The sequence below is a fragment of the Pseudomonas sp. TH32 genome, from assembly GCF_016650855.1.
In the GTDB taxonomy this organism is placed as follows: Bacteria; Pseudomonadota; Gammaproteobacteria; order Pseudomonadales; family Pseudomonadaceae; genus Aquipseudomonas.
The window spans coordinates 2,950,693-2,966,050 of sequence record NZ_JAEKFA010000002.1; the positions used below are offsets into that span (position 1 = coordinate 2,950,693).

Annotated in this window: 14 protein-coding genes; 8 read left to right on the forward strand and 6 right to left on the reverse strand. The window is 61.3% G+C overall.

Going from position 1 to position 15,358, the window contains the following annotated elements:
• Window positions 1-48: 48 nt before the first annotated feature.
• Window positions 49-1,368, reverse strand: a complete 1,320-nt coding sequence (locus tag JFV30_RS17290; RefSeq protein WP_169389406.1) for a Na+/H+ antiporter family protein — start codon at window positions 1,366-1,368, stop codon at window positions 49-51.
• 250 nt (window positions 1,369-1,618) lie between these two features.
• Between JFV30_RS17290 and JFV30_RS17295 the strand changes: the two genes are divergently transcribed.
• Window positions 1,619-3,766: a methyl-accepting chemotaxis protein gene (locus JFV30_RS17295; protein ID WP_201124715.1), complete on the forward strand. Its 2,148-nt coding sequence runs from the start codon at window positions 1,619-1,621 to the stop codon at window positions 3,764-3,766.
• Window positions 3,767-3,808: 42 nt separating this feature from the next.
• On the opposite strand, the gene JFV30_RS17300 is transcribed toward JFV30_RS17295, so the two are convergent.
• The 4 genes from JFV30_RS17300 to JFV30_RS17315 are packed head-to-tail and all read right to left on the reverse strand — an operon-like array spanning window position 3,809 to window position 6,421.
• Complete coding sequence (locus tag JFV30_RS17300) at window positions 3,809-5,125, reverse strand: sensor histidine kinase (protein ID WP_201124716.1); 1,317 nt, start codon at window positions 5,123-5,125, stop codon at window positions 3,809-3,811.
• Entirely contained in the window at window positions 5,122-5,790 is a 669-nt protein-coding gene (locus tag JFV30_RS17305) for a response regulator transcription factor (RefSeq protein WP_017476155.1), read from the reverse strand. Before JFV30_RS17305 ends, JFV30_RS17300 begins: the two co-directional genes overlap by 4 nt.
• Window positions 5,790-6,113 (reverse strand): PepSY domain-containing protein, encoded by a 324-nt coding sequence (locus tag JFV30_RS17310; protein WP_010172783.1) that lies wholly within the window; start codon window positions 6,111-6,113, stop codon window positions 5,790-5,792. Before JFV30_RS17310 ends, JFV30_RS17305 begins: the two co-directional genes overlap by 1 nt.
• A complete protein-coding gene (locus tag JFV30_RS17315; RefSeq protein WP_008432789.1) occupies window positions 6,113-6,421 on the reverse strand; it encodes a PepSY domain-containing protein in 309 nt (102 codons plus the stop codon). The genes JFV30_RS17310 and JFV30_RS17315 overlap by 1 nt, the downstream gene beginning before the upstream one ends.
• A 159-nt stretch (window positions 6,422-6,580) precedes the next feature.
• Here JFV30_RS17315 and JFV30_RS17320 point away from each other — a divergent pair, with 159 nt between their 5' ends.
• From JFV30_RS17320 to codA, 7 genes are all read left to right on the forward strand, one after another.
• Window positions 6,581-7,660 carry a patatin-like phospholipase family protein gene (locus tag JFV30_RS17320; RefSeq protein WP_201124717.1) on the forward strand — a complete coding sequence of 360 codons (1,080 nt, stop codon included), beginning with the start codon at window positions 6,581-6,583 and terminating at the stop codon, window positions 7,658-7,660.
• 77 nt (window positions 7,661-7,737) lie between these two features.
• Window positions 7,738-8,094 (forward strand): 6-carboxytetrahydropterin synthase QueD, encoded by a 357-nt coding sequence (gene queD, locus JFV30_RS17325; protein ID WP_003190259.1) that lies wholly within the window; start codon window positions 7,738-7,740, stop codon window positions 8,092-8,094.
• 75 nt (window positions 8,095-8,169) lie between these two features.
• Window positions 8,170-8,622 (forward strand): GNAT family N-acetyltransferase, encoded by a 453-nt coding sequence (locus JFV30_RS17330; RefSeq protein WP_201124718.1) that lies wholly within the window; start codon window positions 8,170-8,172, stop codon window positions 8,620-8,622.
• A 10-nt stretch (window positions 8,623-8,632) separates the two neighbouring features.
• Window positions 8,633-9,256: an NUDIX hydrolase gene (locus JFV30_RS17335; protein ID WP_201124719.1), complete on the forward strand. Its 624-nt coding sequence runs from the start codon at window positions 8,633-8,635 to the stop codon at window positions 9,254-9,256.
• Between the two features lie 202 nt (window positions 9,257-9,458).
• On the forward strand, window positions 9,459-10,727 hold the full coding sequence (codB, locus tag JFV30_RS17340) for a cytosine permease (RefSeq protein ID WP_201124720.1): 1,269 nt from the start codon (window positions 9,459-9,461) through the stop codon (window positions 10,725-10,727).
• Complete coding sequence (locus JFV30_RS17345) at window positions 10,724-11,941, forward strand: PucR family transcriptional regulator (RefSeq protein ID WP_010172802.1); 1,218 nt, start codon at window positions 10,724-10,726, stop codon at window positions 11,939-11,941. The genes codB and JFV30_RS17345 overlap by 4 nt, the downstream gene beginning before the upstream one ends.
• A gap of 27 nt (window positions 11,942-11,968) precedes the next feature.
• Complete coding sequence (gene codA, locus JFV30_RS17350) at window positions 11,969-13,204, forward strand: cytosine deaminase (protein WP_201124721.1); 1,236 nt, start codon at window positions 11,969-11,971, stop codon at window positions 13,202-13,204.
• 2 nt (window positions 13,205-13,206) lie between these two features.
• On the opposite strand, the gene JFV30_RS17355 is transcribed toward codA, so the two are convergent.
• Entirely contained in the window at window positions 13,207-15,357 is a 2,151-nt protein-coding gene (locus JFV30_RS17355) for a lipase family protein (protein WP_201124722.1), read from the reverse strand.
• Window position 15,358: the final 1 nt, after the last annotated feature.

Sequence of the window (15,358 nt, forward strand, 5' to 3'; positions counted from 1 at the left end):
ACCTTAAGAGGTTAACGGCTAGTTACAATAAATCTGTAGGACAATCCCTCAGAGCGTCATCGCGGCAAACCAGCCAAACGCCAGCAGCGGAATGTTGTAGTGCAGGAAGGTCGGGACCACGGTGTCCCAGATATGGTGATGCTGGCCGTCGATGTTCAAACCCGAGGTCGGCCCCAGGGTCGAGTCCGACGCGGGCGAGCCGGCATCGCCCAGTGCACCGGCCGTGCCGACGATGCACACGATGGCCAGCGGGCTGAAGCCCAACTGCACGCACAGCGGTACAAAGATCGCCGCCAGGATCGGCACCGTGGAAAACGACGAGCCGATGCCCATGGTCACCAGCAACCCCACCAGCAGCATCAGCAACGCCCCCACACCCCGGCTGTGGCCGATAAACGCCGCCGAGGCTTGCACGAGGGTCTGCACTTCGCCGGTGGCCTTGAGCACTTCGGCAAAGCCCGACGAGGCGATCATGATGAAGCCGATCATCGCCATCATCTTCATGCCTTCGGTGAACAGGTCATCGGTGTCGCGCCAGCGCACAATGCCCGACACCGAAAAGATCAGGAACCCGGCCAGGGCGCCGATGATCATCGAGTCCAGCCACAGCTGGATAATGAACGCCGCCGCAATCGCCAGGCCGGCCACCAGCAGGGTCAGCGGGTTGTATTGCACGGCCACCTGCTCGACCCGCTCGATCTTCTCCAGGTCGTACACGCGCTTCTTGCGGTAGCTGATAAACACCGCCACCAGCAAGCCGACCACCATGCCCAGCGCCGGAAGCCCCATGGCATGGGTGACATTGACCTGACTGATGTCGACGCCGCTCTTGGCCACGTTGGCCAGCAGGATCTGATTCAGGAAGATGTTGCCGAAGCCCACCGGCAGAAACATGTAGGGCGTGATCAGGCCGAAGGTCATGACGCAGGCGATCAGCCGACGGTCCAGCTGCAGCTTGGTCAGCACGTATAAAAGCGGCGGTACCAGCAGCGGGATAAACGCGATGTGGATTGGCAAGATGTTCTGCGAGGCGATGGCCACCACCCAGAGCAAGCCGATCAACAGCCATTTGACGTGGCTGCCGCCCGTGGCTTCCTGACGGTCGACCAGCAGCAAGGCTTTGTCTGCCAACGCGTGAGCCAGGCCGGACTTGGCAATCGCCACCGCGAAAGCGCCGAGCAGCGCGTAAGACAGCGCCACCGTCGCACCGCCACCCAGGCCACTGTTGAACGCCTTGAGCGTTGCATCGATGCCCAGGCCGCCGGTCAGGCCACCCACCAGTGCACCGACAATGATCGCGATCACCACATGCACGCGGGACAGGCTGAGCACCAGCATGGTGCCGACCGCGGCGATTACTGCATTAATCATCGTTACCTCAAGACAGAAAACATAAAAAAAGCACGCACCTGCCCGGGCTGCTGTCGGGGACAGCTGCCGCACATCAGGTTTTAAAGGAGTTTTATTAGAGGGCGCGCACTTTGCAGCAGGCAGGCAAGCATGTCAAAGCCCCTCACCCCACAAACAGCTTTAAATTGAACGTTTGAATAAAGAAAAATCCTGACCGGCCGATACAGGCAGATCGTCTCTGTCGTATCGAAAGGTTAAGGAAGGCTCCATGTCGCTCAGACAGCTGTCCATTCAATGGAAAATCACCCTGCTGGCCGGTCTCTGCCTGTTGGGCATCGTGACCTTGCTGGTGGGTCTGTCGCTGTACCGCATGGCGCAGAGTTCCGATCTGGTGAAGGCCTCCAGCATGGAAATGCTCGACGAAGCCGCCCAGGCCCGCATCGAAGCCCAGGGTGAAGTCCAGGCCTTGGGGATTCGCCAGCAGTTCATGGACGCCTATCAATACGGCCACGGCTTTTCCCGGCAGGTGCTGTTCCTGCGCGAACAGGCCGAGAAACGCTTCCTGGATGCCTTCGACCTGCGCGAAGACCTGACTCGCCAGGTCAAAGCCGCGCTGCAAGCCAACCCGGACCTGCTGGGCCTGTCCCTGGTGTTCGAAGCCAACGCACTGGATGGCAAGGACGAGTTGTTCGCCAACCAGCCAGAGCTGGGCAGCAACGACAAGGGCCGCTTTGCGCTGTACTGGTCCCAGCCGACCGCAGGCAAACTGACCTCAATGTCACTGCCCGAAAGCGACATGTCCGACACCAGCATCGGACCCAGCGGCGAAAAAGCCAACGCTTGGTTCACGTGCCCGCGCACCACCCTCAAACCCTGCGTGATCGAGCCGTACTTCTATGTCATCGACGGGCAAAAGGTGCTGATGACCAGCATCGTGTTCCCGCTGATGGTCAACGGAAAAGTCATCGCGTCGCTGTCGGTAGACATCAACCTCAACAGCCTGCAGGCGGTCAGCCAGGGCGCCAGCCAGAAACTCTACGACGGCCAGACCAGCGTCAGCATCATCAGCCCGGTGGGCCTGCTGGCCGGCTACAGCCCGGACGCCGGCAAACTCAGCCAGCGCCTGGACACCGTCGACACGGCCAACGGCGCACAGTTGATCAGCTCGCTGGCGACCAGCACCCAGACCCGCAGTGTGCGCACCGACCATCAACTCAAGGTGCTGGCACCGTTCCAGCCAATCCCTGACGGCAAACCGTGGGGCGTTCTGCTGGATGTGCCGGAAAAAGTCCTGGTCGCGCCGGCCGAAGCCCTGAAGGTCAAACTGGACGCCGACAACGCCAAGGGCACCCTGCTGGAACTGAGCCTGGGCCTGTTGGCCGCGATCGTCGGCCTGTTGCTGGTGTGGCTGATGGCTCGCAGCGTGACGCGTCCGATCCTCGGCGTAGCGCGCATGCTGGAAGACATTGCCAGCGGCGAAGGCGACCTGACCCGTCGGCTGGCCTACGACAAGCACGACGAACTCGGCGAGTTGGCAGGCTGGTTCAACCGTTTCCTCGACAAGCTGCAACCGATCATTGCCCAGGTCAAACGCTCGGTGCAGGACGCCCGTGGCACCGCCGACCAGTCGGCCGCCATTGCCACCGAAACCAGCGCCGGCATGGAGCAGCAATACCGCCAGGTCGACCAGGTCGCCACCGCCTCCCACGAAATGAGCGCCACCGCCCAGGACGTCGCCCGCAGCGCAGCCCAAGCGGCCCAAGCCGCCCGCGATGCCGATCAGGCCACCCGCGAAGGCTTGACCGTGATCGACCGCACCACCACCAGCATCGGTCATCTGGCGGCCGATATGAGCACCGCGATGACCCAGGTTGAAGGGTTGGCGGCCAATAGCGAGAAGATCGGATCGGTGCTGGAAGTGATTCGTGCGATTGCCGAGCAGACCAACCTGCTGGCGTTGAACGCCGCCATCGAAGCCGCCCGCGCCGGTGAGGCCGGTCGCGGTTTTGCGGTGGTCGCCGACGAAGTGCGCAACCTGGCACGGCGTACCCAGGAGTCGGTGGAGGAAACCCGCCTGGTGATCGAGCAATTGCAAAGCGGCACCCAGGACGTGGTCGGTTCCATGAGCAACAGCCACCGACAGGCCCAGGGCAGCGTCGAACAGGTGGGCCAGGCGGTGACCGCTCTGCGCCAGATCGGCGATGCGGTGACGGTGATCAGCGACATGAACCTGCAGATCGCCAGCGCCGCCGAAGAGCAAAGCGCGGTGGCCGAGGAGATCAACAACAACGTGGCGACGATCCGGGATGTGACGGAGTCGTTGTCCGAGCAGGCGAATGAGTCGGCACGGGTCAGTCAGGCGTTGAACAGCCTGGCGAACCAGCAGCAGGGCCTGATGGATCAGTTCAGGGTTTGATGATACGCCGTAGGTGAAGGAACCCGTTCCTTCACCTCCCGTTTAGTGGCGGCGTGGCAGATCGATTACTACCTTCAGCCCGCCCAGCTCGCTTTCCTGCAACAGCAGCACCCCGCCCCACACGTCGACAATGTCCCGCACGATCCCCAGCCCCAGGCCGTGGCCATCAGTCTGCTCATCCAGCCGGGTGCCACGGCTGAAAACCTGGTCACGCTGGCTTTCGGGAATCCCCGGCCCGTCATCCTCCACGGCCAACCGAAAGCCTTCCGGGGTTTCGCTGATGCTCAACACAATCTCGGCATCCGCCCATTTGCAGGCGTTGTCCAGCAGGTTGCCCAACAGTTCCAGCAAGTCCTCGCGGTCCCACGGCAACTGCAAGCCTGGGCGTGCGCGGTAACTCAAATCCAGATGCTCGCCATGGATCATGTTCAAGGTCGCCAGCAACCCCGGCAATTCTCCATCGCAGTCAAACAAGGCACCGGGCAGCGTCTCGCCGGCCAAACGGGCACGATTGAGTTCGCGGTTAAGTCGTTGCTGCACCTGCTCCAACTGTTCGCGCAGCAGCTTGCTGAGCTGTGGATGGTCCTTGAGCTGCTCGCTGGACGCCACACTCAGCAATACCGCCAACGGGGTTTTCAAGGCATGGCCGAGGTTGCCCAGGGCGTTGCGTGAGCGTTTGAGGCTGTCTTCGGTGTGGGCCAGCAAATGGTTGATCTGCGCCACCAGCGGTTCCAGTTCCACCGGTACCTGGGTGTCCAGCTGCGAGCGCTGGCCTTGTTGCAGTTGGGCGATCTGGTTGCGCGCGGTCTCCAGCGGGCGTAACGCGCGGCGCACGGTGACCCGTTGCAGAATCAGGATCAGCAACAGCGCTGCCAGCCCGAGCACCAGGCCAATCTGACGCATGAGGCGAAAGCTTTCCCTGACCGGGGTGTAGTCCTGGGCCACGCTGATGGAAATCGATTGGCCGAAGCGCTTGTAGTCGGAACGCAACACCAGCAGTTGCTGGCCTTCCGGGCCCAATTGCAGGTTGCCCTTGAGCCCGGCCTGGGGCAGTTGCGGCAGTTCCTGGTCCCATAACGAGCGCGAACGCCAGTGAGTGTCGCCAAAATCGATCCGGAAATAGTGCCCGGAAAACGGCCGCTGATAGGCCGGTGACAGCCGCTGCTCATCCAGTTGAACACCTGTAGGCCCGCGCACCAGCGCCACCAGCAGGTTCTCGCTGTCGTTGCGCAAGCCGGATTCCAGGTACCGTTGCAGGCCCACTTCAAACAGCCACAAACTGGTCTGCGCCAACACCAGGCCGACGATCACCATCACGCTGATCAATCCCAGGCTCAGGCGCCGCTGGATCGACCTCATGCCGGGCTGGCGCCAAACCGGTAACCCTGGCCGCGCCGGGTCTCGATCACACTGCGGCCCAACTTGCGGCGCAGGTGATTGACGTGGACTTCCAGCACATTGGAATCACGCTCGGTCTCGCCGTCGTACAAGTGTTCGGCCAAGTGGCTTTTTGAAAGGATTTGCTCGGGGTGCAGCATGAAGTAACGCAACAACCGAAACTCGGCGGCGGTCAGCTGGATCTCCTCGCCGTCACGCATCACGCACTGGCGCCCTTCATCCAGGTGCAAGCCGGCGGCCTGCAAGGTGGGCTGATTGGCCTGGCCATGGGAACGGCGCAGCAAGGCCTGGATACGCAGGTGCAGCTCTTCGGGATGAAACGGTTTGCTCAGGTAATCGTCGGCCCCGGCCTTGAGCCCTTCGATGCGCTCGGCCCAGGAGTCGCGGGCCGTGAGGATCAGCACCGGCGTGGCCAGGCCAGCGGCACGCCATTGCGTCAACACCTCAAGCCCCGGCAACCCCGGCAGGCCGAGGTCGAGAATGATCAGGTCGTAGGGTTCGCTGCGCCCCTGATACACCGCATCGCGCCCGTCCGCCAGCCAGTCCACGGCATAGCCCTGGCGATTGAGCCCGGCCATCAGCTCATCGGCCAGGGGTACGTGGTCTTCCACCAGGAGCAGGCGCATCAGTCGTCTTCCTTGTCTTTGAGCAACTGGCCGGTGTTGGCGTCGAGTTCGATCTCGCGCACCACGCCTTCCACCGTCAACAGTTCGATTTCATAGATATAGCGCACAGGACGATCCTTGTGCTCTTCAAGCTCGGCGTCGAGCAACTTGGCGCCCGGGTAACGCTCGAATGCGGGCCCCAGCAGGTGCTCGAGCGGCGCGATCACGCCCTTCTGGCGCAGGCGCAACGCTTCGTCCTGGCCCAGGTCCCGAGCGGCCAGGCTTGAGCAAAATGCCAGGAGCACCAGCGCCACTTGAACGCTGGTGCGTAGATTTACCTTCATTACGTATCCTGATGATCCTTGAGGACGGCCCCGGTGACAGCGTCCAATTCCAGGTCCCACTCAACGCCCTGGGCGTCGCGCAGTTCAACCTGATACAGGTACTTGCCGTATTCCTCTTCAAGCTCGGTTTCATGCACGGTGGCGCCGGGATGTTTGGCCAGTGCGATGGCATTGAGCTTCTCGAAAGACACAATGGTACCAGCGTCACGCAACTTCAGTGCCTCGTCCGGCCCCAGGTCGCGAGCCTGGGCGACGCCTGCGGTGAGGGCGATGATACTGCTGGCGATCAAGGCTGTGAGGGTTTTCATGGTGAGTCTCCGTTTCAGGATATTTTGCCTACGGGGCTCACCGTACTGGATCCAACTTAACTGAAACTGAATTGCCACCATGGCAATTCTCTGCGAGACCGTTGCCTGCAACCGGGCAGGATTTTCTATACTGCCCTGCTCGCTGTCGATGAGACCGGTATGACTGCTATCCATATGAAGTTCCCCGCCTTGACCCTCAAGGCCGGTAAACGCGCTTTCGCACGCATTCGCGAACAGGGGCTTGCGCCTGCGGACGTGGGCATCCTGCCCGGCGCCGCGGGGGGTCCAAAAGCCCTGGGCATCCAGGGCCTGGACCTGGCGCTGTTCGGTGACTGGCTGCCCCGCGCGCCCCGGGAACGCGCACTGATCGGCGCCTCGATCGGCTCCTGGCGGTTTGCCAGTGCCTGCCTGCCCGACCCGGTGCAAGGCCTGCTCGACCTGGGCCGGCGGTACAACGAACAAACTTTCGCCAAAGGCGTGACGATGGCCGAAGTCAGCCAGAGCTGCGTGCGCATGCTCGATGACCTGCTGGCCGGCCGCGATGCCCGCGTGCTCGACAACCCGAACTATCGGCTGAACATCATGGTGGTCAAAAGCCACGGCCTGCTCGCCGACGATCATCGCGGCCGTCTTGGTTTGGGACTGTCCTCGGTGATCGCCGACAACCTGCGGGGCCGCGCGCGATTGTCCCGGCACTTCGAACGGCTGATCGTCCACGACCCACGCCAGGCGCCACCGCTGCATACCCTCAAGGATTTCCCCTCGCGCTTCCTCAATCTGGAACTGGGCAACCTGCGCCAGGCGCTGCTGGCGTCCGGCTCGATCCCCATGGTGATGCAAGGCGTGCGTGACCTGCCGGGCGCCGGTGCAGGCACTTACCGCGACGGCGGCCTGCTGGACTACCACCTCGACCTGCCCTATCACGGCGATGACATCGTGCTGTACCCGCACTTCACCGACCGGGTCATCCCCGGCTGGTTCGACAAAGGCTTGCCGTGGCGCCGTGCCAATCAACAGGGCCTGCAGGATGTACTGCTGCTGGCGCCGTCGAAGGAATACCTGGCCCGCCTGCCCCACGGCAAACTGCCAGACCGCAGTGACTTCAAGCGCTTCATGGGCGATGACCCGGGCCGCAACAAGTACTGGCAAACCGCAATGAGCGAAAGCCAGCGGCTGGGGGATGAATTCCTGCAGCTGGCGGATAACGGGCAATTGGGCGAACGCCTGCTGGCTCTCTGATCAAGCGGTATGCGCGGCAAGGGATCAAGCTGTTAAACTCGCCGCCTGCCAGACACCTGACCGAGCTGAAAAATACTGTGGAAATCTTCAAGGAATTTACATTCGAATCCGCCCACCGCCTGCCCCACGTGCCCGAAGGCCACAAGTGCGGGCGCCTGCATGGCCATTCGTTCAAGGTGGCGATCCACCTCAGCGGCGACCTCGACCCGCATACCGGCTGGATCCGTGACTTCTCGGAGATCAAGGCGATTTTCAAGCCGCTCTACGAACGCCTCGACCACAACTACCTCAACGACATCCCGGGCCTTGAGAACCCGACCAGCGAAGTGCTGGCCAAGTGGATCTGGAATGAATTGAAACCGTTGTTGCCGGAACTCAGCGCGATTCGCATCCATGAGACCTGCACCAGTGGCTGCATTTATCGCGGCGAATGAGCCGGTGATGTAGAAAAACCACTGTGGTGAGGGGCTTGTCCCCTCGCCACAAGTGATTTCTGGAGGCCCACAGCGATGCCACCCATTATCCGCCCCGCCACCGTTGACGATATCACCGCCATCGAGGCCATCGTCCACGCCGCCTACTCCCCTTATATCGAACGCATCGGGCGCAAGCCTGGGCCGATGCTGGATGATTATCGCCAACAGGTCGCTGCTGCACGGGTGCACGTACTGGAAAATGCGGGCCAGGTGCACGGCTTTGTCGTACTGATCCATAACGACGAGTACCTGCTGCTGGATAACCTCGCCGTCGACCCCGGCGCCCAGGGTCTGGGTTACGGGCGCCTATTGCTGGAGTTCACGGAACGCCAGGCCAGGCAAGGTTCCATCCGCCTCTATACCAACGAAGCGATGACTGAAAACATCGTGCTGTACACCCGCAAAGGGTATGTGGAAACCCACCGCGCCGAGGAAAACGGCCTGCGTCGGGTTTACATGCAAAAAGACCTCACTGCCTCTCGCTGAAGGAGCTCCCATGGAAAACACCTGGCTGGCCCAGGCCAAGCGCCTGCAAGCATTGGCCTCCACGGGGCTGCACTTCTGCACCGATGACTTCGAGCGCGAGCGCCTTGAGGAAATCGCCCAGATCGCCCACAGCATGCTGGCGCAGTTGGGCGAAGTGCCGCTGGAGCGCATCACCGGGCTGGTGCCGGACTTTGCCAAGCGCTATTCGACGCCGATGATTGATGTACGGGGTGCGGTGATTGAGGGTGACCGGATCCTGTTGGTGCGTGAGTTGACGGATGGTTGCTGGGCGTTGCCCGGGGGCTATGCGGACATTGGTCTGTCGGCGGCTGAAAACATCATCAAGGAAATCCGCGAAGAGGCCGGGCTGACGGTCACCGCTCGGGCGCTGTACAGCGTCACCCACAAGGCCAAGGGCTTGTACCGGCCCGATATCCGGGACTTCTACAAACTCTATTTTCTGTGCGAGCGGGTTGATCAAGTGGCGCCGGCAGCCGGTTTCGAAACCACGGAAGTCGGCTTCTTCAGGCTCGATGACCTGCCGCCGCTCTCCCGTGGCCGCACCATTGAAAGCGACCTTGAGGCCGCCTTTGCGTTTCATCGCGGCGAGACCCCCTACACCCTCTTCGATTGAATAACGGGTGATCCAATTTGTATCACCCCTGCACCGCTTTCGCGCCTGATTGGGCAGAAAGACCAATCCCGCCTGCGCGTTCTCCCTGTTTGGCTATAAATACTGTGCAACCTGCACAGTGCTGACCGTGCGCCCGTCACTGCCTGGCAGTTGGCACGACGGGTGCAATAGGCCTGCGTCACTCATTCAGGGAGAAAGGCACATGACGCAGAACGAACCGGGCAATGACTACCCTCTCAGCGAGGTGCCCATGCATGCCCGCAAAGGCCTGGCCTCAACCGCCATGGTGCTGTTGGGCTTTACCTTTTTTACCGCCACCATGTTCGCCGGCGGCAAATTGGGAGTGGCCTTCAGCTTCACCCAAATGCTCGGCGTCGTGGCCCTGGGTAACCTGTTGTTGGGTATCTACGCCGCAGGGCTGGGTTACATCGCGTTCAAGAGCGGTTTGAATTCAGTACTCATGGGGCGCTTCTGCTTTGGCGAAGTGGGCAGCAAGCTGAGCGACTTGATCCTCGGCTTCACCCAGATCGGCTGGTACGCCTGGGGCACGGCCACCGCAGCGGTGGTGCTGGGCAAGTACTTCGAGTTGAGCCAAGGCAGCGTCCTGGGGTTGATGGTGCTGTTCGGCATGGTGTTCTGCGCGACGGCCTACGTGGGGTATCGCGGGTTGGAGATTCTGTCCTACATCGCCGTGCCGGCCATGGGCATTTTGCTGTTTCTGTCGATGTGGGTGGCCACCGTCAAGGTCGGCGGCCTCAATGGGCTGCTGGCGGTGGTGCCGACCGGTGAGTTGGATCTGTCCACCGCCATCACGCTGGTGTTCGGTACCTTCGTCAGCGGCGCGACCCAGGCCACCAATTGGACACGGTTCTCGCGCTCGGCCAAGGTCGCGGTGCTGGCCAGCCTGATCGGCTTCTTTATCGGCAACGGCCTGATGGTACTGATCGGGGCCTACGGCGCCATCGTCTACCAGCAACCGGACGTAGTCGAAGTGTTGCTGCTGCAAGGTTTTGCCATGGCCGCCATGGCCATGCTGCTCCTGAACATCTGGAGCACCCAGGACAACACCATCTATAACTTCGCCGTCGCCGGCTGCAACCTGCTGCGCACCAAACGCCGCAAAACGGTGACCCTGGCCGGCGCGGTGATCGGTACGCTGCTGGCATTGCTGGGCATGTACGACATGCTCGTGCCCTACCTGATCCTGCTGGGCACGGTGATTCCGCCGATTGGCGGGGTGATCATGGCAGACTTCTTCTATCGCTATCGCGGCCACTACCCGCGCCTGGCCGAGACGCGCCTGCCGGCATTCAACTGGCCTGGGCTGATCGCCTACGCCGTGGGCACGGTGCTGGCCTTTCACTCCCCGTGGGTGGCGCCGTTGGTGGGGATTGTGGCTGCATCACTGACCTACATCGTGCTGACCAGCGTCCTGCGGGTGCGGGCTCCTTTGGCTGATGCCCAGGCATGAGCCTGACCATCGCCGATGTGCTGGCCCTGCCCGGGCTGGAGTCGATGTGCCTGCGGGCCGGGGAAGCCGGCCTCGAAAATGCGGTGCGATGGCCCTATGTCGCAGAAAACAGCGGCATCGCCGAATGGGTGCTGGGCGGCGAACTGGTGTTCGTCACCGGCATCAATCACCCACGGGATGAGGCCAACCTGCTGGTGTTGCTGGACGAAGCCTGTCAGCGCCAGGTCGCCGGCCTGGTGATCCTCACGGGGCCGGACTATATCCAGGCAATTCCCCAGCGTTTGCTGGAAGCCGCGCAAGAGGCGGGTATGCCGCTGATCGAGCAGCCGTACTCGCTGAAGATGGTGCTGGTGACCCAGGCTATCGGCTCGGCGTTGATCCAGTCGCAACAGCTGGGGCGTTCGCGGCATGATGTATTGGAACGCCTGCTGGCCGGTGATTATCAATCCCTGGATTTGCTGCTGCACCGTGCCGCACAGCTGGGCATGCCGTTGGCCGGGCAGTGGCAGCTTGTCCAACTGCAGTTGGACGGCAGCGATGCATTGTTTGCCCAAGGTGAAGCGCCGGTGGTCGAGGCGCAGCTTGCGCGTCAACACGATGGGATTACCCGTCGCTTGCGCCAGTTTTCTGCACAGCATCCGTCGCGTTTGCCCGTGCTGGGGCGTGCCGGGCAGTGGACAATGCTGATGCCCGCGATGGACGCGAGTGCGGCATTGGCCAACCGCCAGTTGTTGGCGGGCTGGTTGAAAGCGCTGAACCTGCGCCTGGCACCGTTGAAACTGTTTGTCGGCCTGAGTGCCGCCGCGCACCCGCCCGCTCGCCTGGCCCAGGCTGTGGACGAAGCGCGCCAGGCACTGGCGGCTGCGCGGCGGTTCAGTGAGCGTGCCGGGCTGTGTGTCTACGATGAGCTGGGCGTGCTCAAGTTGCTCAGCGGCGTACGTGATCGCGCGCTGCTCGACCAGTTTCTCAACGAACGCCTCGGGCCGCTGTTGCGCCACGACCAGCACCATGGCCCAAGCCTGATGCCAACCCTGGAGGCCTGGTTCCACGAGAATGGTAACCTTGTGGCCGCCGCCCAGCGGCTGGCGGTTCACCGCAACACCCTGACGCACCGCGTCCAGCGCATCGAAGCCCTGTGCGGGCTGACGCTGGATAATTCTTATGATCGCCTGGACATCGGCATCGCGCTGATGATCTGGCGGCTGTCTGCCTGATTGTTTTTTGCCAAGAGGAACTTGCCCATGCACATCATCAACGCCCGCCTGCGCAACCGTGAAGGCCTGCATGATCTGCACCTGGAACACGGCCGGATCGCCAGCATCACCCCACAAGCCACCGCCCCCGTAGCGGGGCCCGACGATCTGGATGCCGCCGGCAACCTGGTGGTGCCGCCCTTCGTCGAACCACACATTCACCTCGACGCCACCCTGACTGCCGGCGAACCGCGCTGGAACATGAGCGGCACACTGTTTGAAGGCATCGAATGCTGGGGCGAACGCAAAGCCACCATCACCCTGGAAGACACCAAGACCCGCGCCAGGAAAACCATCCAGACCCTGGCGGCCCATGGCATCCAGCACGTGCGCACCCACGTCGACGTCACCGACCCGGACCTCACCGCGCTCAAGGCCATGCTCGAAGTACGCGAGGAAAGCACCCACCTGATCGACCTGCAAATCGTAGCGTTTCCCCAGGAAGGCATCGAGTCCTACCGCAATGGACGCGAGCTGATGGAAGAAGCCATCCGCTTGGGCGCCGACGTGATCGGCGGTATCCCGCACTTTGAATACACCCGCGACCAAGGGGTGAGTTCGGTGAAATTCCTGATGGACCTGGCCGAGCGCACCGGTTGCCTGGTGGACGTGCACTGCGACGAAACCGACGACCCCCATTCGCGCTTTCTCGAAGTGCTGGCCGAAGAAGCCCGCAGCCGCGACATGGGTGCCCGCGTGACCGCCAGCCACACCACGGCCATGGGCTCTTACGACAATGCCTACTGCGCCAAACTCTTCCGCCTGCTGGGGCATTCGGGCATCAGCTTTGTCTCCTGCCCCACCGAAAGCATTCACTTGCAGGGCCGCTTCGACACCTTTCCGAAACGCCGGGGCGTGACCCGAGTGAACGAACTGCTGGAGGCCGGCATGAACGTGTGCTTCGGCCAGGACTCCATCGTCGACCCTTGGTACCCCCTGGGTAACGGCAACATCCTGCGGGTGCTGGAAGCCGGGTTGCATATCTGCCACATGCTTGGCTATCGCAACCTGCAAAGCGCACTGGACCTGGTCACCGACAACAGCGCCAAGGCCATGGCCCTGGGGGATCGTTACGGCCTGGAACCGGGACGTCCGGCGAACCTGTTGATCCTGTCGGCGGACAGTGACTATGAAGTGATTCGCAGCCAGGGATTGCCGTTGTATTCGGTTCGGGGAGGCAAGGTACTGATGAAGCGCCGGCCTGCGCAGGTGGAGTTTTTGTAGGCTCATGTGATTGAGTCGATATCGAGGGTCTGCGGCTTTCCCCAGCCGTCATCCGGTGGTGGCGGGATACTCGCCACTTGGTTGAGTTCGCGGTTTTTCGGGTGGGTGAACCAGCGTTTCAGGCTGGTTTGCAGGGTTGGGGATGAGGTGTGGCTGCCGTAGACGTCGCGGGCCTGGAGGCGGCGCCAGCGGAGGGTTTCCAAACGGTCGCGACTATCTTTCAGCCGATCGACTTCCTGACTCAAGGGCTCGTGGTGTTCGTAGCCACGCTGGTTGGCTGGACGGTGCAGATCCAGTTTTTTTCGTTGTTCCCGCAACTGGTGCTGCATGGTGAACAGGGCTTTGTCGATCAGTTCAAATTCACGGGAAGTCACGAGGGTGCCATGGGTCTCGAGGGTTTGCTGCCAACGGCGCAACGTGGCCCAAGCAGCGGGGATGTAGCCGACGACCATGGAGTGATGACCATTCTGAACAAGCTGTTTGATCAGGTTGGCGCGATCCGGCATATCGCCATTGAGCCGCAATGCGCGCTTGCAAGCCGCGTCCTCAATGGATTCACAGCCGGGGGTCCACAAGACGGAGGACTGTGTACCGTCCGGTAGCAGGATCGGCATGAAGTGCTGCTGTGCACCGTGGTGCTGGTAAGGGTTGCCGGTCAGGCGTACCAGGCCCAGGGCAAACAGCAGGCCCCCGGGTGCAGGGTTGCTGAACAGCACCACGGCGCCAGGTATCCAGATTTTGGCGGTGGTGTTCATCCAGGGTGCAGGGACACTCGGGACAGGGTCGTTGTGGTTGACTATGCGGTGATGCACCAGAGCCGAGGCCCCGTCGGTGAATTCGGAGTCGCCCGCTCGGGGGGCGCCGTAGGTGTAGAGAAGGATGTTGTAGTCACGATCGGGAGCTCGCCGCAGTCCTTCAGCCAATAGCAGTGCTATGGCTCCGCCCAGGCTGTGTCCACAGATTAAGACGCGCTGCCCCACATAAAACTGATCGAGGTAAAACAGAACAAAATCACGCATAGCTCTATAAGCCTTATAGAACCCTTCATGAGCCTTGCCAAAACCATCACTAAAAGCTACCTGGTGCGCGTTTGCATCCCGCAGTGCATCAGCGCCACCAGCCGTGCCCCGCACGGAAATCAGAATCACCTCATCGTGATGGCTGATAAATGCCTGAGTATCAGTGCCGTGCTTCTGATCATCGAAAAAATGCAGACGCGCCGGGTGTTCCTGAGCCTCCCCCTGTGCCGGGCGATTCTGTTCATACAATTCCGGATCAAAGGGCAAAACCTCAAACCGTTTCGAATAGGGCACGTCTTCGTACAGTGGATAAAAGCGTTGCACTTGCTCAGCGTCAACTTTCCAAGCCTCTTGGTAACCCGAAAGTTCTTCGGAAAAGAAGCGCCCCACACTGGGACCCAAGGGGAAGCAGACCTGATCTACTGGCTGTGTGCGTGGCTCCTGTCCAAAGTCGCAGTAACTCAAGGTAGCCATCAAGGCCAACTGATACAGATTCAAGGCACAGAACTGGTCGTCGATAGACAACACCGGCCGTAGCGCTCGCAACGGCCGTATCTCCAGCACGGTATGTTGATTGGGAAACAACACAACTCCTGCCAAGGTCGACTGGGACGGCCCAAATCCAAGATCAGCCATCATCTTTAGCGCATGTCGCTGGGGACGAAATATCCTGGGCGCCAAGGGTGGTAAGTGAGCTGCATGCCTGACCAAATCACGCACTTCGACTTGGTAAAACCTGCCGGCCTTTTGCTGAGCGGGGTTTCGCTCGGTACGCTCACCATCAGCCCGGACAAAGCGCGTTTGTTCCGCTCGAACTTGAAGTTCGGTGATGGGTAATGGATAACGGCTGCGTCTCTGTAACGTAGAGTAATAATCGTCGCGCCTTCCATAGGCTGCTTCGAAGATCAGCACCGTAGGACCGCGGTATTGATTCTCCAGCTTTGCAAATCCGTCGCCGTTCAAACGCCCCTTGTATTGCTGGCCTGCACTGTCGAAAACCTCGTATGCAAGACCTCCATAGGCTTTACCATCGCCTGACTCATCCACGAGACAAAAACTCAACCAACATCCGCGTAATGCACAAACTGGCATTTTTTCGCTAAAAAAAGGTCGCTTCCATTCTTCAAGAGGCATG